Annotated in this window: 16 protein-coding genes; 12 read left to right on the top strand and 4 right to left on the bottom strand. The window is 34.8% G+C overall.

Annotated elements, in window-relative coordinates; translation table 11 throughout:
* The first annotated feature begins 38 nt into the window (after window positions 1–38).
* Together ATN92_RS11335 and ATN92_RS11330 are read left to right on the top strand one after the other, a co-directional pair.
* Complete coding sequence (locus ATN92_RS11335; protein ID WP_056950296.1) at window positions 39–1,337, top strand: glycoside hydrolase family 125 protein; 1,299 nt, start codon at window positions 39–41, stop codon at window positions 1,335–1,337.
* Window positions 1,338–1,342: 5 nt separating this feature from the next.
* Window positions 1,343–3,631, top strand: coding sequence for a glycoside hydrolase family 3 N-terminal domain-containing protein (locus tag ATN92_RS11330; RefSeq protein WP_056950292.1), 2,289 nt, complete (start codon window positions 1,343–1,345; stop codon window positions 3,629–3,631).
* Window positions 3,632–3,748: 117 nt separating this feature from the next.
* On the opposite strand, the gene ATN92_RS11325 is transcribed toward ATN92_RS11330, so the two are convergent.
* Window positions 3,749–4,429, bottom strand: a complete 681-nt coding sequence (locus ATN92_RS11325; protein WP_056950289.1) for a dihydrofolate reductase family protein — start codon at window positions 4,427–4,429, stop codon at window positions 3,749–3,751.
* Between the two features lie 157 nt (window positions 4,430–4,586).
* Between ATN92_RS11325 and ATN92_RS11320 the strand changes: the two genes are divergently transcribed.
* The 9 genes from ATN92_RS11320 (at window position 4,587) to ATN92_RS11280 (ending at window position 15,872) form a co-directional block, all read left to right on the top strand.
* Window positions 4,587–5,117: a PadR family transcriptional regulator gene (locus tag ATN92_RS11320; protein ID WP_056950286.1), complete on the top strand. Its 531-nt coding sequence runs from the start codon at window positions 4,587–4,589 to the stop codon at window positions 5,115–5,117.
* A gap of 54 nt (window positions 5,118–5,171) precedes the next feature.
* Window positions 5,172–6,320, top strand: coding sequence for an MFS transporter (locus tag ATN92_RS11315; RefSeq protein WP_056950360.1), 1,149 nt, complete (start codon window positions 5,172–5,174; stop codon window positions 6,318–6,320).
* Window positions 6,321–6,667: 347 nt separating this feature from the next.
* On the top strand, window positions 6,668–7,834 hold the full coding sequence (locus ATN92_RS11310; RefSeq protein ID WP_056950283.1) for a cation:proton antiporter: 1,167 nt from the start codon (window positions 6,668–6,670) through the stop codon (window positions 7,832–7,834).
* 13 nt (window positions 7,835–7,847) lie between these two features.
* The gene (locus ATN92_RS11305) at window positions 7,848–8,462 is read left to right on the top strand and encodes a TMEM175 family protein (RefSeq protein ID WP_056950280.1); all 615 of its coding nucleotides are present in this window, start codon (window positions 7,848–7,850) and stop codon (window positions 8,460–8,462) included.
* Between the two features lie 439 nt (window positions 8,463–8,901).
* Complete coding sequence (locus ATN92_RS11300) at window positions 8,902–10,002, top strand: lactate oxidase (protein ID WP_056950278.1); 1,101 nt, start codon at window positions 8,902–8,904, stop codon at window positions 10,000–10,002.
* 175 nt (window positions 10,003–10,177) lie between these two features.
* Window positions 10,178–11,941, top strand: a complete 1,764-nt coding sequence (locus tag ATN92_RS11295; protein ID WP_056950276.1) for an ABC transporter ATP-binding protein — start codon at window positions 10,178–10,180, stop codon at window positions 11,939–11,941.
* Window positions 11,928–13,727, top strand: a complete 1,800-nt coding sequence (locus ATN92_RS11290; RefSeq protein ID WP_411762964.1) for an ABC transporter ATP-binding protein — start codon at window positions 11,928–11,930, stop codon at window positions 13,725–13,727. The genes ATN92_RS11295 and ATN92_RS11290 overlap by 14 nt, the downstream gene beginning before the upstream one ends.
* Window positions 13,728–13,840: 113 nt before the next feature.
* Window positions 13,841–14,692: a DUF3737 family protein gene (locus tag ATN92_RS11285; protein ID WP_056950271.1), complete on the top strand. Its 852-nt coding sequence runs from the start codon at window positions 13,841–13,843 to the stop codon at window positions 14,690–14,692.
* Window positions 14,693–14,705: 13 nt separating this feature from the next.
* Entirely contained in the window at window positions 14,706–15,872 is a 1,167-nt protein-coding gene (locus ATN92_RS11280; RefSeq protein WP_056950268.1) for a MalY/PatB family protein, read from the top strand.
* Between the two features lie 76 nt (window positions 15,873–15,948).
* Here ATN92_RS11280 and ATN92_RS11275 read toward each other — a convergent pair whose 3' ends face one another.
* Window positions 15,949–16,752 carry a hypothetical protein gene (locus ATN92_RS11275; protein ID WP_056950265.1) on the bottom strand — a complete coding sequence of 268 codons (804 nt, stop codon included), beginning with the start codon at window positions 16,750–16,752 and terminating at the stop codon, window positions 15,949–15,951.
* Window positions 16,753–16,965: 213 nt separating this feature from the next.
* Between ATN92_RS11275 and ATN92_RS11270 the strand changes: the two genes are divergently transcribed.
* A complete protein-coding gene (locus ATN92_RS11270; RefSeq protein WP_056950262.1) occupies window positions 16,966–18,201 on the top strand; it encodes an acetate/propionate family kinase in 1,236 nt (411 codons plus the stop codon).
* Window positions 18,202–18,445: 244 nt separating this feature from the next.
* On the opposite strand, the gene ATN92_RS11265 is transcribed toward ATN92_RS11270, so the two are convergent.
* Both ATN92_RS11265 and ATN92_RS11260 read right to left on the bottom strand, forming a co-directional pair.
* Window positions 18,446–18,988 (bottom strand): nucleoside/nucleotide kinase family protein, encoded by a 543-nt coding sequence (locus ATN92_RS11265; RefSeq protein WP_056950259.1) that lies wholly within the window; start codon window positions 18,986–18,988, stop codon window positions 18,446–18,448.
* A gap of 79 nt (window positions 18,989–19,067) precedes the next feature.
* On the bottom strand, window positions 19,068–19,763 hold the full coding sequence (locus tag ATN92_RS11260; protein WP_056950257.1) for a hypothetical protein: 696 nt from the start codon (window positions 19,761–19,763) through the stop codon (window positions 19,068–19,070).
* Window positions 19,764–19,822: the final 59 nt, after the last annotated feature.

Here is a 19,822-nt window from a genome sequence, read left to right as displayed (position 1 = left end):
TTCATATAGGGTGTTTTAGTTAGTTATGGAGAATAATTATGAGGGAAAAAGTAAAAGGTAATGTGCTTGAATCAGTAATTGTTAGTCTTAATCAATATTCATCTAATCATGAATTAAACAATACTAGAAACACAAGATTGTTTAGAGATCTATTAACCGATGTTTTAACCAAAGCAACGAAGTATGAAGACGATGGATCATATTTTGTAAAAACGGGAGATATTCCTGCTATGTGGTTAAGGGATGCTACATTTCAAGTTCTTCCATATGTATCATTAATCAATGAAATACCAGATTTATATGATTTATTAACAGGAGTATTAAAGAGAGAATTACGTTTTGTAAAAATGGATCCTTATGCAAATGCGTTTAATCAAACTTCATCGGGAGCACATTGGAGTGATGATGATTCGAATATTCCTGTTTCAGATCACGTTTGGGAAAGAAAATTTGAAATTGATTCGTTATGTGCACCATTATTTTTAGCAAATAATTTATATGAAAAAACAGGAAATACTGATATTTTTGATGAAGAATTTTGGAATAATCTTTCAATAATTATAGATGTATTCAAAACTGAGCAGCATCATAATACTTCACCATACTATTTCAAACGCAAGGATTGTCCTTCGAATGATACTTTATCAAATGATGGAAAAGGAACACCAGTCAAGTACACAGGTATGATTTGGGATGGATTTAGACCAAGTGACAATGCATGTGTTTATGGTTATCATATTCCTTCTAATATGTTTGTTGTTTCTGTTTTAACGCCATTATTGGATAAGGTTCCCGAAAGATTTGCAACTTTAAAGAATGAAGTATTAACTTTATTGAATGAAATTAAATCAGGAATAAATCGTTATGCAATTGTACAATTATCAGATGATACGACTGGATATGCTTATGAGGTCGATGGAATGGGGAACTATAAGTTAATGGATGATGCGAATGTACCGAGCCTTTTGTCGCTTCCGTTTATTAAGTATTGTTCAAAAGATGCCCCGCTATATGAAAATACGCGTGAATTCGTTCTAAGCTCGAAAAATCCTTATTATTATTCGGGAACAGTGTTGCAAGGAATTGGAAGTAACCATACACCAGTTAATTATGTTTGGCCGATTAGTATCGCTATAGAAGGTTTGACTTCAGATAATTTAGATAAAAAGGTTCATCAACTTGATGTTATTTCGGAAACAAATAATAAAACGTCCCAATGCCATGAAAGTGTTGATATGAATGATCAAAGCAAGTATACAAGAGAGTGGTTTTCTTGGTCGAATATGACATATTGTCAGTTAGCATTAGATTTCATTAATGAAAATGTAGGGAGGTAGCGCTCTTGTTTCCTTATCAGAATAAAGATCTAACTATTAGAGAACGGGTCAATGATTTGATTTCTAGAATGACATTACAGGAAAAAATTGGACAAGTTAATCAACATCTTTATGGATGGCAATCATATTATAAGGATTCATCAGGTATTAATTTAACTAATAAATTCAAAAATCATGTCAATTGGGGACAAGGATTAGGTGCTCTTTATGGATTGTTTAGAGCTGATCCATGGTCTAAAAAGAATTATGATAATGGTATTCGTGCTAATGAAAGCGCACAGTTAGCAAATATGATTCAGTCATATGTCATTAGTAAATCTCGTTTAGGAATACCAACTTTAATTGTCGAAGAAATGCCTCATGGACATCAGGCATTGGATTCCGTAACATATCCAACCAATATTGGTAAAGGAAATACATTCGATCCAGAGCTTCTACAGAGGTCGGCTGAATTACAGGCTGAAGAGCTTCAACTTAAAGGTGGAAATTTGGCACTTGTAAGTTCTCTGGATTTATTGAAGGATCCTAGATGGGGGAGGTCGGAAGAGACTTTTGGTGAGAGTCCATACTTAACGGGATCCTACACGAAGGCAATAATTGATGGCTTTCAAGGTGATCTCATTAGTGATACCAATTTTTTAGATGAGAAGGTATCAAAAAATGCTCGTAAACATGTTGGGGTTGTAATTAAACATCTTATTGGTCAAGGTGAAGCATTAGGTGGGCATAATTCCGGTACAGTTCCAATGGGACAAAGGGAATTCTTGGAAGTGTATGGTCCACTTATTTCTAGTCTCAAGAAAGCTGTCGGAGTGATGGCCGCATATAATGATATTGATGGGGTACCTTGTCATGCAAATCGTAATTTGTTAGATAATTTATTACGTAAGAAAAATGGCTTTCAGGGAATTGTCATGGCTGACGGTACTGCTTTGGACCGATTAGTGGATCTTTATGGCAATTATAGTGAGTCAGTATTTGCCGCATTAAATGCTGGAGTTGATTTGAGCCTTTGGGACGACGTATATACGCACATCGGGGATGCAATAGAAAAATATCCTCAATTATTACTAGATTTAAATAATTCAGTAAAACGTGTGCTTTCAATAAAATTTCTGTTGGGACTTTTTGATGATCCGTACGTTGATGAGGATGATACAAATATAGAAGAAGTAATAAATGAAAGTAATGATTTAAATTTAGAACTTTCATCTGAAAGTATAACTTTAGTTAAAAATGGAGTACCATCAGATAAAAATTCCAGCGTACTGCCACTTAAAAAGGGAACCAAGCTTGCTGTAATTGGTCCACATGTAAAAAATATTTATCATTGGTTAGGTGACTACACTGCACCTCAATTAAATAGTCAATACACTTCATTCATCGATTCCTTGAGTGAATATACCTCAGATATTACATATGCTAAAGGAAGTAATATTAGAGAAGTTACTCAAGATAAAAAATTGATTAATGATGCAGTGAATATTTCCAGTAACGCTGATGCCGTGGTACTAACGATGGGTGGTTCATCGATGAGAAACTTTGATATGAGTTTTTTAAATAATGGTGCTATGAGCGACGAAAGTATTTTGAGAAACACAGATACTGGAGAAAATGTAGATGTTGCAAGTCTTAGTCTCGGAGGTAATCAAATTGATTTATTAAAAGCATTAAAGAAGACTGGGAAACAGATCATTGTAGTTATGATTCAGGGGCGTCCTTATGATATTACTGAGATAATACAATTAGCGGATGCCGTATTATTAGCGTGGTATCCTGGACAGCAAGGTCCTAAAGCAGTGTCGAATATTTTATTTGGAAAAATGAATCCAAATGGTAAATTGCCAATCAGTTATCCTAGAAATGCAGAACAATTACCTGTCTACTATTATCAGAGACGAGTTTTAAAAAATGAGAATTATTTTGATGAAACCGGATCCCCTCTTTTGAGATTTGGTTATGGACTTAGTTATGCATTTTTTGATTATAAAAATTTAAAAGTAAATTATAAAGATAATATTGCTCGTGTATCCGTGGATGTAAAAAATATCTCTAATCAGGATGGTAAGGAAACAATATTATTATTTTCAAGCTTCTTTGGAACCGATGTACTCCCACGTCAAAAGCAATTAATGGACTATAAGAAGGTTTCTTTAGAACCCAATCAAATAAAAACAATTCATTTTAAGATAGAGAGCAATAGATTGTTGTACGTAGATAAAGATATGCAACGCAAAAAGCCGAAAAAAATTAAGCTATCAATAAAGGAATTAAGTGGATTAATTGAACTATAACAAATTTGATTTTTTTATTGATGAAAGTGGTATTACGATTGAATTACCGATGTATTAAAACTTTAGGTAAAACAAAAAAGAAACGATTATTTATTCGTTTCTTTTTTGTTTTCAACGTTATTTTTTAACTAAATATCGTAACCAAACAGCACCGTCTTCATACGTTTGGGCACTCTGTAATTTCAATGGCATTGGTTTACGGTCTTGGGGACGACCATCGAAAACAGCAGGCATGCCTTGGCGTCCATCAACTCCAGGTCCAATTAGTAGACTGATTTCATCAATCAGACCGGCATCTAAAAATGATCCATCAATATGTCCACCACCAACAATTGCCATTCTTTCGACATTAAATTGTTCTGCCAAGATTTCTACGGCTCTAGCTAAATCAATTTGAGTTTTTCCGGTTGCAATCCAAGAAATTTGTTTAGAATCTAGGTAATTTAAATAATCTTTTTTTACTTGTTCGCTAGTAATAATGATGTGTGGCTTACTGTAGTTATAATCTTCGTCCCAGAGCAAAACTCCTTTGGTATCGACAATTACTTCGTATCCGGCGGCGTCATTGTTTTTATTGAAGGTTTCTTTATTAAGAGCTTCGTTAGTTTTTGATTCGAATTCGCCAGTTTGTGCCAATTCTAATTGAGCAGTAACACGACCGCTTAGAGTAGTGGGAGCTTCGATATCTTTGAGAGTTGAGTAGTATTCCTGTGTTCCTTGAAGTTGGACGGTCATATCGCAATCAATGCGACCGTCAACTGATGTCATCATATGACAGATAATATAGGGTTTAGTCATGTCTATTCTCCTTAGTAAATTAGTTGATAAATTAACCTTATTACTTAAAGTCGACTTGAGGTCAAGCTTAAATTGCAATTTGACAACAATATTGAGCTGATATATATTAGAAAAGTTGATTATATATCAGACTGATATATTGAAGGGGAGTGAGATAATGTATGACTTGTTTGTTTTAGGACAACTTATGGATGAGTCGATGAGTGGTTATTTGATGCGGCAGATTTTACAACAAATTGTGGGTCGGCAACGAAAAATCAGTTTTGGAATGATTTATCCATTGTTTAAACGTTTGAATGAAGCTGGCTATATTACTTTGAATGACCAAGTCGATGTGGGGAAACGATCGAAAAAAGTGGCGACGATTACTGATCGCGGTCGGATTCGTTTTAAGGAATTAATGATACAAAAGGTACCTTTGAATCCTAATTTGGAATTCACTTACAGTGTTAAATTTCGTAATTTTCATCAAATAGAACCTGAATTGCGTCGAGAAATTTTAAATGAATATAAAAATTATTTGTTAGAAAATCAGAAATCGTTATCTCAACAGATAGTTGATATGAAAGAGACACCTATCTCAGCTCCTGATTTAAAGAATGCTCAATGGGTGATTTCATTAAAACAAGTACAGATGAAGGCTGCTTTACAATGGGTTGATTCGTCACTGAAGAAATTTGCAGAATAGGGAGATATTAGTTTGGAAGAGACAGAGACTTTGTCAAAAAAGACCATTTTATTGATGGCGGTGGTGACTGGAGTTATTGTTGCCAATTTGAATTTTATTCAACCAATTGAAAACTTGATTGCGACTGATTTCAATATTTCTAAATCGGTTGTGGGGATGTTAGCCATGATCACTCAATTGGGTTATGCTTTTGGATTGTTACTGATTGTTCCTTTAGGGGATATTTTTGATCGTTATCATTTGATTCAATTCATGATGATTTTATCGATTATTTCGTTATTATTAGCGTTTTGGGCACCGAATGCTGGGATATTTGCAGTGGCAACAGCCTTGATAGGGATAACTTCTGTGGCACCACAGATTATTATTCCATATGCTGGATATTTAGCTCCAGTATTGCAACGTGGTAAGGTTCTGGGTATCGTGTTGAGCGGCTTGTTAACAGGTATTCTATTGTCACGTTCATTTAGTGGTTTGCTTGGTAGTATCATGCCTTGGCAGTACATATATTTAATTGCGGCCGGAGTGGATTTGGTTTTCTTGTTGATAGTGCATCTTTTCATGCCTCATGATAAACGAGGACATCGTGATTTGAAGTACTTTGCTGTAATCAAGACTTTGCCTAAACTTTTCATTGAACAAAAGGAATTACGTGGTTCAGCTATAAATGGTTTTTGTATGTTTGGGATGTCTAACGTTTTATGGTCTACATTGGCATTCTATTTAGCAGCTCAATATCATTTAGGCAGTAGTATTGCTGGACTATTAGGGTTACTAGGTATTGCTGGTATCTTGGTAGCACCATGGGTCGGCAACTTAGTTGATCAGAAATCTCCCAAATTAACAATCGGTCTAAGTATGATTTTGTCTGGTTTAGGATTTGTAGTTTTCTGGCTAGTGGGATTCTGGATGATTGGTCTAATAGTTGGTATCGTATTGCTTGATTTGGGAACACAATTCAGTCAAGTTTCTAATCAAGCAATTGTACAGTCATTGAATCATCAACAGAGTAGTCGTAATAATTCAATCTTTATGTTTAGTTACTTTTTAGGCGGCTCCATCGGAACTTTAGCCGCAACTTGGGCTTGGAGTCGTATCGGTTGGATCGGTGTCTGTCTAGTAGCCTTAGCATTCTTAGTTATCGCTATTGTTGATCATTTTGTTATTGGTGAACCTGAAAAATTGAATACTGAAGTAGAGTAATTAATCAATTAACAAAAAATAAGTCTAGTGTAGTTATCATTTTTTGTGGTTGCTATGCTGGACTTTTTTAGATGGGAAAAACTATGCTCTGTTTCAAGTTGGTTTTTTTGACTTTTTATTGATAGATAATTATTGTTTTTGTTGTTAATTGATTTTTTATTTTGGGATAATTTTGTGTTTTGTTTTAGAATAACTATGGTTCTATACTTTATAGTGGAAACGAGCTACGCAGGCCAGATTCCTGTGCTTTGCCTGACTTCACGAACTGTCTGCTACGCAGCCAATTCGCAAAGTCCTGCAAATGATCAGAATCTAAGCGGGCCTGCTTCGCTCTTTGAGGTTTTGTTATGGGAAAATTTGCTTTATTGATCGTATTATTCGCTGCTTTGATTACGCCTCTTATTACGGCTAGGTTTCATTTGCAACGGATGCCTACGGCTATTTCAGAAATTATTATGGGGATCATCATTGGTAAGACTGGTCTCAATATTGTTCATCCAGATGTCAGTGTTCAATACATTGCTAATTTGGGTGTGATCATGCTGATCTTTTTAGGTGGGATGGAGATTGATTTTTCTCTATTGGAGCCTAAGAAGGATAAATCGGTTTATTCGCCTTTGGGTAATTCATTTGCTGGTTTCATATCGATATTTATTATGTCGATGATTTTAAGTGGCATTTTGTACGTTACTGGAATTTTCAGTGAATTTATTTTGGCAGTCATTTTATTCAGTACGATTGCTCTAGGTGTTATCATTTCACTCTTAAAAGAGGCTGGATTGCTGAATACTAATTATGGGCAAACGATTTTGTTAACATCAGCGTTCGGGGAATTTATTCCTTTGGTGGCTTTGACAATTTATTCAGCTGTTAAGCAACAGCATTACATTTCCGTATTAGGCTTGCCGGTTATTTTTATTATTGCAATTGTTCTGTTGCATCGTTTCAATCGAATCTATGTCTTCTTTGATAAAATCGATAAATCAACGACACAATTAGATATCCGTTTAGCTTTCTTCTTGATTTTCACTTTGGTTACTTTTGCTGAACAAATTGGTGCTGAAAGTATTTTGGGTTCCTTCTTGGCAGGTGCTGTGATGAAATTGTTGAAGCCAAAGCCTGACACTGAAGAAAAATTGAGCTCAATGGGTTATGGATTTTTTATACCAGTTTTCTTCATTACTACAGGAGTAAATCTAAACTTGAGAACTTTGTTTACTAACAAACAGGCTCTATTGTTGATTCCAGTATTTTTGGTAGCTTTCATCGTGTCAAAGGCAATTGTTTACTTTGTCTTTCGTAAACGATTTGGCAGACGATATGCCAGTGCCGCTGCAATTGTTACGTCCACAACGATTACTTTAGTTTTGCCCATTCTACAAGTTGGACGCAATTTGAAATTGATTACTACTGCTCAGTCAGGAGCAATCACGTTGGCGGCCATTATTACTTGTTTAGTCTGTCCAATTGTCTTTAATAAGATTCTTAGTTCAGACGATGAAGCTATAGAGTGAGGGAGAATTTTTAGTGACAAAAGATAGATTATTAGCATTTAGCGATGGTGTTTTTGCCATTTTGATTACTATTTTGGTTTTGGAATTCACGGTTCCAAGTTTTAAATCTGGGCATCTGTTAACCGCCATGTTTCATCAATGGCCAATTTTGATAGCCTATATAGTTTCATATTTTTACGTGGGTACGTTGTGGTTATTTCATCATGATTACTTCAATGCACTCAAAGCCATCAATCGCAATTTGAATTTGATCAATCTCTTGATGTTATTCACAATTACATTGATTAATTATCCAATGGCATTAGTGGCGGACACCTTGAGCCGTGGAAATTTAAATGATATCAGAGTAGCATTCATTACATATGACTTAGTAGCGCTTATTATTTCGTTTATGTTTTACGTTTTGTACTCGTATATCGGAAAACATCACGAACTAAAATCGAATCGGATGGAAAATAGTGCTTTTGCTAAGAATAAATATGATCCTTTAGTCAGTGTTAGTCTTTATATCTTGGCTATCATTAGCTCATTATTCTTTGTTCCATTAGGAGCGTTTTTCCTGTTAGCAGGAATTGGTTTCCATTTTGTGGCTTATCTACGATTAAGTAATGTTTTAGGACATAGGTAAACTTGAGATTACAATCAAATAGAAATTTTAAATTAAAAGAACAGTCTCCATTAGGAATTCAAAATGAATTTGAATCTCTTAATAGAGACTGTTCTTATTTATTATTTAGATTCCACGATAATTGAAAAATAGAGATTTAGTCTGGAACAACAAGTCCGATTGGTCTCAGCCGTGAGATTCTACTTAGTGATTTATCACTTAGTAGAAGACCTGTATTTGAGACAATTGTGATCTTCAATTGGCTCAAATCAGTGTCCACAGCGTTCCAGACCAATCGGGCTTGTTGTGGAAGACGGCATTTAACACTAATATAAAATAAATTATTTCATCAATATTAAAAGAAAAATTGATATTTTCGGAACAAATATCAGCAAAATTTACAAATGTAGGTTAAACTGATCCTGTTGAACAAATACAAGTAAAAAGGATGGGATTTTTAATGAAAAAGAAGTATGAAGCAAGTACTGCTGAAAATCATGTAGATATTCTAAATATTGCTGGTCTAGAGGCTCGTGTGAAGGATCATATGAGTAATGAAAAGGGCGCCTTTGGTTATATCAGTGGTGGTTCTGAGGATGAATGGACTAAGAAACAAAATACTGAATCCTTTAATAAGAGAAAGATTGAACCACGTGTACTTCAAGGTATCGATCATGCAGATCTAAGTACTAAATTATGGGATATTGATTTGAAGACTCCTATTATTCAAGCACCTTCAGCTGCTCAAGGATTAGCACATGCTAAAGGTGAAACTGACACAGCTAAAGGTGTAGCTGCTGCCGGTTCTATCTTCTCAATCAGTACTTATGCAAGTACTTCAATTGAAGATGCTGCAGCCGCTGCTCCTGATGCTCCACAATTTTTCCAATTATATATGAGTAAGGATGATAATTTTAACGAATTCCTAATTAAAAAGGCTGTTGCTGCTGGTGCTAAAGCTATTGTCTTAACTGTTGATTCTACTTTAGGTGGTTATCGTGAAGCTGATGTTGCTAATAAGTTCCAATTCCCACTTCCAATGCCTAACTTAGCTGGATATTCAGCTGGTGACGGTGAAGGTAAGGGAATCTCTGAAATTTATGCTTCAGCTAAACAAGGAATCGTACCTACAGACATTCAAAAGATTAAGGATATGTCTGGTCTACCAGTTATCGTTAAAGGTATTCAATCACCTGACGACGCTGAATTAGCTATTGAGTTTGGTGCCGATGGTGTTTGGGTATCTAACCATGGTGGCCGTCAACTAGATGGTGGTCCAGCTTCATTTGAAGTTTTACCAGACATTGCTGATGCAGTTGATCAACGTGTACCAGTTATCTTTGATAGTGGTGTTCGTCGTGGTGAACATGTCTTCAAAGCCTTGGCTAGTGGTGCTGATTTAGTTGCTATTGGTCGTCCAATCATTTATGGATTGAACCTCGGTGGTGCTCAAGGTGTAACAGATGTAATTGAACACTTGAACATGGAATTATCCATTACTATGCAATTGGCTGGTACAAAGACAATTAACGATGTTAAAAACACTGAATTGCTTTGGTAGATAATAGTTTAATTTGATGTTAATTAGCGGTATTCTTATTTAATTATGAGAATACCGCTATTTTTTTATAATAAAATTAAAATTATAGCCAGAAAACGTTTTCTGAGTTGCTTTAAAGTTAACTTGAGGGTGTAAGGTATTAATAATGTAATTTTTAGATTGTAGGTGAGATGACATGGGGATTTTTTCACGACTCAAATGGTTTTTTAAAAACCAATGGAAACAATATTTAATCGGAGTCATAGCTTTAATCATTGTCGCAATTGTAAATGTTATTCCTCCTAAGATTATCGGAAATGTCGTTGACGCGGTTAGTAAACGTAACGTCACGGGTAATTTTCTATTAGTAAGTATGTTGATCTTTTTGGGGACAGCGATTGCACAATATCTTTTAAGATTTTTATGGCGAAAAATGATATTTGGAAGTTCTTTCGTTTTAGAGAGGGATTTAAGAAGTCGACTTTATCGTCAATTTATGAAGATGGATGCTACTTTTTATAAGAAATGGCGTACTGGTGATTTGATGGCGCATGCTACCAATGATATTGATGCGGTACGTGATGTTGCAGGACCAGGTATTTTAACTTTGGCCGACTCCATAATTACCGGAACTTCTACTATTCTAGCTATGGGGTTATTCATTGGTTGGAAGTTAACAATTCTAGCGGTATTGCCACTTATTCTTTTGGGAATTATGGCTAATATTTTAGGAGGCAAGGTTCATGATGCCTTTTCTAAATCACAAGCAGAATTTTCTAGTATCAATAATAAGACTCAGGAAAGTATTGTTGGTATTAAAGTTTTAAAGGCTCTTGGTCAAGAACGTGAAGATGAGGCTGATTTCAACAATTATGTTGATGATAACATCAAGGCCAATCGTCGTTCTTATCGTTTGGATGCTTTATTTGATCCGTTGACGACACTGATCATGGGGATTTCATACGTGATTACGATCATCTTCGGTGGTCTAGCAGTATTGAATAAGCAGATCACAATTGGTCAATTAGTTTCATTCATTACATATATGACTCAATTAACATGGCCAATGTACGCTGTTGGTAGTTTGTTCAATGTCTTGGAACGTGGTTCAGCTAGTTATGATCGTATTAGTGATTTATTAGGTGAAAAATCTTCACTAATTCGTCCTAAACATGCAATTGAAACAATTACAGATTGTAATTTGGACTTTAATGTTCACTCTTTCCATTATCCTGACGATGATAGTGCCACAGCTTTGCATGATGTTCATTTTGAATTAAGAGAAGGGCAAACTTTAGGGATTGTGGGTCCAACTGGTGGTGGTAAATCAACCATTATCAGTCTATTGATGCGTGATTTTGATCATTATGATGGCTCAATCAAGATGGGCGAAAATGATATTCGTAAGTATGATATTGATAATTATTTAAACACGATTGGTTATGTGCCACAAACTAATTTCTTATTCTCAACTGACATTAGAGACAATGTTCGTTTTGCCAATATGGAAGCTAATCAAGCTCAAGTTGAGGATGCCAGTCGGGTAGCCGATCTTGATGCTGATATCGAAAAGATGCCGAATGGCTACGATACAGAGGTCGGTGAATTAGGAGTGTCCTTGTCTGGTGGTCAGAAACAACGCTTAGCAATTGCTAGAGCTATTTTGAGTGATCCTAAATTGTTGATTCTGGATGACTCTTTGTCTGCGGTCGATTTTAAAACTGAACGTAATATTGAACAAAGAATTGCTCATAATCGTAAGAATGCGACAACTATTATTGCTGCCAGTCGTTTGAGTTCTGTTGAGGCAGCTGACCAGATATTGGTTATGGATCATGGAACTATTCTTGAAAAGGGTACTCATCAAGAGTTGTTGGCTCAAAAAGGTTGGTATTACGATACCTTCCATTTACAAGAAAAGACAGCCGAGTTAGAGGGGAGGCTGAATGATGAAAAATAATGAACAAGAGAATATCCTAAAAACTGTACAATCATTGTCGCACAAGGATCGAAATAAGATTCTGAAATGGCTTTTTCAATTTGCTTGGGAATTTAAAATGCAATTTGGGATTGCTATTGGCTTTGCCATTGTTTTGAGTGTTATTAATATTATGTTGCCCAGAATGTTGCAGTATTACATGGATCATTATTTGACTAACCAGAGTACCGGTGTGCAATTGATTATCGGTTTTGCAATTCTTTATGCGATTGGAACTATTATTCAAGCCATCGTGCAATTCATTCAGAATTTTTTCTTCTCAATGGGTGCGGAGCGGACTTTGGAAAAAATTAGAAGTCAACTTTTTCATAAACTACACACTTTAGGTTTGAAGTATTTTGATGTTACTCCAGCTGGTTCAATCGTTTCACGAGTAACTAATGATACTAAAACGTTGTACAACTTTTGGACTTTGTTTTTGATGATCATCATCGCGTTATTCTCAATGGTATCGTCATTTATTGCTATGGCATCAGTTAGTGTACCTTTAGCAATCTTTACGGCGTTGTTCGTTGTACTTTTGTACTTAGTTGTTTGGATTTATCAACATATTAGTTCAAAAATTTATCAACGTTTACGTGAGTATTTGAGTCAAATCAATACTAAATTGAATGAATCCTTGATGGGTATCAGTGTTATTCAACAATTTGGTCAACAGGGACGTAAAACGGCTGAATTTGAAAATAAGAATAATGCCTATTATCAAATGCGTTCGCAGATGATCAATGTCAATTCGTTTTTATTGAATCCAATGATCAATCTGATGTTTACTTTGGCTGAATTAGTTGCGTTATTAGGCTTTGGAATGAAGAGTATGAATAGTTTGGTAGCAGCGGGTGTAATTTATGCCTTCTTGTCATACCAACAAAACTTCTTCAATCCTTTGTCTAACGTAATGAATTATATGTCGTTCTTCCAAGATGGTTTGGTTGCCGGTTATCGAATTATGCGAATGTTCAACAATGATTCTTATGCTCCTAAGCAAAATGAGGATAGTAAAGAAAAAATTGTTGAAGGTAAAATCGAGTTCCGTCATGTTACTTTCGGCTATAATCCAGATGAACCAATTTTGAAAGATATTTCCTTTACGGTTGAACCGGGTGAAAATATTGCTTTTGTTGGCCACACTGGTAGTGGTAAAAGTTCAATTATCAATATTATGCTGCGTTTTTATGAATTCGGCGAAGGTCAAATTCTGATTGATGATCATGATATTCGTGATTACTCGACTAAAGAATTACGTCGACAATTAGGCTTGGTTATTCAGGAACCATATTTGTTCTATGGTGATATTGCCAAAAATATTCGAATGTTTGATGACAAAATTACCGATGAACAAGTTGAACAAGCAGCCAAGTTTGTTGATGCAGATGAATTTATTGAGAAATTGCCCGAAAAATACCATGCGCCAGTAACTGAACGTGGTGGTAGTTTTTCAACAGGACAACGACAATTGATTTCTTTTGCAAGAACGATTGTTAGAAATCCTAAAGTTTTGATTTTGGATGAGGCGACTGCTAATATTGACCCTCAAACTGAACAAAGTATTACGAAGAGTTTGAAAAAAATGCGTGATGATCGAACGACTATTTCGATTGCTCATAGATTGTCGACGGTTCAAGATGCTGATCAAATCTTAGTTTTGAGTGCAGGTAAGATTGTTGAACGAGGTACACATGAAGAACTATTGGCTTTAGGTGGTAAATATGCTGAACTATATGCCTTACAATCAGTAGAAAATAGTTAGTCATAACAAAAAGGTATAGTTATGTATTTAGAATAAGTATTTAACATATCAATGACGATGGATAATAATTATTATCGTTAGAAAAATTTTTTACAAAAAGGTTTGGCAATTAAATGAAGAAACAAATAAATGAAGGTTATTTTGATGGTGAACGTCCTTTATTCAAAGAACACGACGCTCAAATAACAGATACAACATTTGGTGAAGGTGAATCTCCACTAAAAGAAGCACGCAATATTGATTTAAACGATGTCGTTTTCAAGTGGAAGTACCCACTTTGGTATGCTAAACATGTTAAGGTTGATGATTCTATTTTTGAAACAATGTCACGTTCGGGTATCTGGTATACCGATGATATTGAAATCAACGATTCAGCTTTGCAAGCACCAAAGCTTTTCCGTCGTGCTTCTGATATTAGATTGAACAATGTTCATTTTGCTGATGCTGAGGAAACAATGTGGACTTGTAAAGATATCAAGATGAAAGACGTTGAAGTAAACGGTAATTACTTTGGTAAAGATAGTGAAAATATATATGCTGAAAACTTAAATGTTGTCGGTAACTATGTTTTCGATGGTGCCAAGAATGTTGAAATCCACAATTCCAGTTTTGTATCAAAAGATGCCTTCTGGAATTGTGACAACGTTACAATTTATGATTCAAAAATTAGTGGTGAATATTTAGCTTGGAACACTAAGAATATTACTTTGATTAATTGTACAATTGAGAGTGATCAAGGCCTTTGTTATATCGATGGCTTAAAGATGGTTAACTGTAAATTGCTCAGAACTGATCTGGCCTTTGAATATTGTTCAAACATCGATGCTGAAATTACAACTGATGTTATGAGTATTAAGAATCCAATCAGTGGTTCAATCCAAGTTAAATCTGTAGACAATATTATTTTTGATGACCCTGAAATTGATAAGACTAAGACCTCAATCAAAGTAACTCAAAAAGTTTAAGGAGAGTGGCCTGATGAATTACGATTTTGAAACATTGAATAAAAAACGCGCTGGTAATTCGGCTAAGTGGGATGTCGGACAAAATGAATTGCCAATGACAATTGCTGATATGGATTTCAAGACAGCTCCAGAAATCATTCAAGCTTTGCAAGATAAGATTTCGATGGGATTATTCGGTTATGAAGAGATTCCTGATGAATATCGTAAAGCTGTAGCTGATTGGTACGAAGCAGAGCACCATGTGCGTCCACAAGAGGATTGGATGATTTTTGCAACCGGAGTAGTACCGTCTATTTCTTCGGCAGTGCGTCGGTTAACCTCGTTAGGTGACAATGTCTTGGTACAAGCACCGGTTTATAATATCTTCTATAATTCGATTGTAAATAACGGTCGTCATGTGGTTTCAAATGATTTAGTTTATGATCAGGCGACTCATCAATATTCGATTGATTTCGATGATTTAGAAAAGAAAATGAGTGATCCGCTAACTAATATGATGATTCTATGTAATCCTCATAATCCGGTAGGAAAAATTTGGACAGTTGATGAATTAACTAAGATTGCAGCCTTAGCTTTGAAGTATGATGTTAAATTGTTCAGTGATGAAATTCACGGGGATGTTACTTTCAATGAAAAAGGCTATAATCCTGTTTTCGGATTAGAAGAAAAGTATCTCAAGAATGTTATTGTCGCTGTATCACCAAGTAAGACTTTCAACGTGGCTGCTTTACATGCTTCGACGGTAATTGTGCCAGATGCTAATTTAAGAGCTCAAGTGAGCCGCGGCTTGAATAGTGAAGAACTAGCAGAACCTAACTTGGTAGCCATTCCTGGAACAATTGCGGCCTATACAAAAGGCCATGAGTGGTTACAACAATTGAAACAAAAAGTTTTGGAAAATAGAAAGTTAGTTTTAGATTTCTTAGCTGAGAATATTCCAGACATCAAATGGGTTCAAGGCGATGCCACATATTTACTTTGGTTCGATGTTTCTAAAATTACGAAAAATGTTGATGAATTGACTGACTTCATTCGTAAGGATACTGGTTTGATCGTTACGCCTGGGGATGTTTATGGTGGAGACGGACAACACTTTATTCGTATGAATATTGCAAGTCCAACAGAAATGATTCAGGATGGTTTGAATCGTCTGCAAAAAGGTATAAATGATTATAAATAGAAAAAGTATTTAATATTCAGTTAATAGAAAAAGCTACCCCGTATTCTTCGGAGTAGCTTTTTCTATGTCTAATAAGTTATTTGTCAGTACGTACTTTATTAATCAATTCGTTCATTCCACGGTTCATTTTAATATCGTCCTCTTGCGAAAGGTCTCTAGATGGTTTTCCAGAAGAATCCTTGATAGAAGGTTCTTTTACAATTCTTTCATACTTTCCCTGTGCATTTTCAGGAAATAATCCTTTGCTGGCGAAATCAATTGACCAGAATTCACCTGGGATATTGTCGGCTTCGGAGGGCTCTTTAGTAAGTAAGAATGCAAAATTTTCACCAACTTTTGGTAGAGGCATGTCAGGATTATTTACTGTTACAATTTCTTCAGAATTAGCTTCTTCAGGTGAAATATTCATAAATGGTTTATCAGAAACGGTGGATAATAAAGCCTTACGTGTTATATTTCCTCCTGGAAACATTACTCTTATAGTTTTATTTGTTTGATCTTTGTCGCCTTTTAAAACGTATTTAATTTTTGTATCTGCGATAGTATTGGGCATATTTCGGTCTACAAAACTATGGAGGTTAGTTACTTGACCAACAACGACTAACTGACTTATGTTAATCAATCTTGAGAATGTCGAGGGATAGCCAACTAAAGCATTTTCGGCACTTTGATTAATCTTTTTATGACTATAAAATTTGTCATTGATTTCTTTTGCATTCTTTAAAGTATTAGCATCTTTATTTTTAGTTTTATTGACTATTTTGTTTTTGATTAAAGTGCTATGGCCGCTGTTATTCGTTTTATTGTGGATATAAAAAGGAGTCAAGCCGGTGATAAGTAAAATAAAAAGAATGGAACTCAAAACAAACTTTTTTTTCAATATGTTGCTCCTTCGTTAATAAGAACGCTTAGTATTCTTAAATATTATCAAGAGAATATATATTAAATGTATATTTGGAATAATAAGTATAAATTAACTATGGTTATAACCACATGATTAAATGGTACGTTCCAATCGTTGACAACGGTTACAATATATAATATATTAATTGATGAATAAATATAATATTTTAGTAATTGGTTGGTGATATAAATGTCAAAGGTACTAATTGTTAATTCAGGAAGTTCAACATTTAAGTGGAAGCTATTTAATTTACAAGATGAGAAATGTATCGCTGAGGGTATGGTCGATCGTTTAGGTAAAGAAGATTCCGTATTTAAAATAAAATTTGATGGAAAGAAATTAAGCGAAAATAAATATGTGCCAACGCATGAATCTGCCGTGACGAAAACGTTGCATACTTTGCTTAAAATAAAAGCAATTAAAAGTTATGATGAGATCACACGTGTCGGACACAGAGTTGTTGCCGGTGGTACTATTTTTAAGGATTCTGTTGTAGTTGATTCTAAAGTTATAAAGCAAATTAGTGAATTATCGGAATTGGCACCATTACATAATCCTAGTCAAGTTGCGGGAATTGAAGCATTTGAAAAATTATTGCCAGATGCTATACAAGTTGCAGCGTTTGATACCTCATTCCATCAAACACTAAAACCGGCAAACTATTTGTACGGAGTTCCTTATGAATATTACGAGAAGTACGGCGTTCGTAAGTTTGGGGCACAAGGTATTAGTCACCGATATGTATCTACACAAGCTGCTGAATTTTTAGGAAAGCCAATAGATAAACTTCGAATTATTTCTTGCCACTTAGGTAGTGGAGCTTCTATAGATGCTATTGAAAATGGAAAATCAATAGATACATCGATGGGCTTTACTCCAGAGTCAGGTTTAATGATGAGTTCACGTGCAGGGGATATTGATCCATCACTAGTAACATACCTTATGAGGAAGCTAAATATTACTAACGCTGATGATATGACAGACATCTTGAATAACGAATCCGGCTTATTAGGCATTTCAGGTATATCACCTGATCTTCGAGATTTAATGGCAGTTAAAGATGAAAATCCAAGAGCTAAATTAGCTGTAGATATGTATATAAATCGAATAGTTAAGTATATCGGTTCATATATTTCTTTGATGGACGGTGTAGATGCAATTATCTTTACTGCAGGAACTGGTGAAAATAATCCGGATATTCGATCAATGATTATGGAACATTTCCGTTATATGGGTATTAAGTTAGATGATGATACCAATAGAAATAGTAAAGGAACTCGTAAAATCAGTTCAGAAGACTCTCAAAGTGATGTATTAGTTATTCCAACTAATGAGGAGTTAATGATTTTAAGGGACGTGGTTCGTTTAACTGGTAATGAGGATGTTCATAATGATAAGTATCAAGAAACAGTAAGCACATTTTAATAGTAAGAAATTCCGTCTTCCACAAAAGTTGAAAATGCTGGTGGAACGCTGTGGGCGCGGCTGACTGCATTTTCAACTTTTGTTCCAGACTGGTAAACGGTTCTGTTTATTATTTCCTTCTGAATTTTAAAAAATAACGGTATCCATTTAGAATAAGTGTATATAATTACACTCCTAAATGGATGCCGTTTTAGTTTCTGAAGAAGAAAATTATTTTGATTGTAGTTATTATTTTTTAAAGAGCTTAGAAAAGATTATACAGTTTAAACTTATTTAGAATTAGTTCAACTTTTTTGTCCAGTGACAAGAGACCGTCAACAACCAAGTCTGCATCGCTACTAATATATTTGTCGTGATTAACAAAGATTGGTCTAGCAAAATCTAAATAAGTTTTAGCCCAATCACGTATCTGTTCACCATCATTGTTTGTGTAATCACGTAGGATTTGACGGGCAAAGCAAACATCTAGGGGTGTTTTAACATAGATAACTTTGTCGATATAGGGTTTCAATGTGTCATGCCTATAACCAAATGGAAAGTCGACTAGTATGAAATGATGTTTATTGTAAACTTTAAGGAAATCATCCATTAACATACTGATATCATACTGGTTAACAGCTTCCTGAATTGGTGTGTCAATAGGTGGTGCAGAGGGTAAGGCATCTATACTGTAGTCGTCAAAAGAAATAACGGTACTATCAGGTAGTTTATGATTTAGTTCTTGAACTAATGTGGTTTTTCCACTGGCAGTGACACCACTTATGACAATGACATAACTTTTCAACATTTTTTTCACTTCCTAAAAGTAATATAACTCTTCTATTGGGAAAATAAAAAGGCGTTCAAAATATGAACACCTTTTTATATTAATTTGTTTGGGTTTGATTCAATTCTTGTTTAGGTTTATAAGTATCGGATAGGATCAAGGTATAGGAGTTAACACCGAAGAAGGCGACAATTACCATTAATCCGGTCATGAAGAAACCTAAGAACATGAAGCCTAATCCTAATGCAAGGCCGAAGAGGGCAAAACATAACATTAAGATTTTTGAAACATTGACAAGACTACGTTCACTTTTAAAGACATATTTGTAAATTACATCGATTTTTCTTGATTTATATACAACATTTTCAACTTGATGAAGCTGAAGGATTATTCCATATGGTTCAAAACCATTTTTTATAATATCTTTATCAAAATCAGTCGGAACAACTTTTTTGTATCTACCACCGGTTATTTTTATTGTGGGATAAACTTCTTGAGACATAATCTTTTTAAGATGAGAATTTAGTGGATAGGAGCCGATCACGACAGTTTCAAAACCGGGAATACGGGCTAGGACATTAATTTTCTTATCAAGTATATTTAAGCTGACAATAGCCGAATCAAGATTAGCTAATTGATGAATTCGAAAAATAAATTTGTTTTTTAGAATATTTTTATCCTTTTTACCTTCATATAGGTCTTCGGGATTGATAGTTCTTACATAATTAATATAATTCTCAATAAAAGTTGTTGAATCCTCGTTTAAGGTTAATTTCTTATCAAATAAAATAGTCATGTTTCCCCCAAAAATTGTAGCGACTAGTGACAGTATAACAAAGATGTATGCGCTTTTGT

Source organism: Companilactobacillus bobalius (genome assembly GCF_009764355.1).
This window is presented reverse-complemented; position numbering and strand designations above follow the sequence as displayed.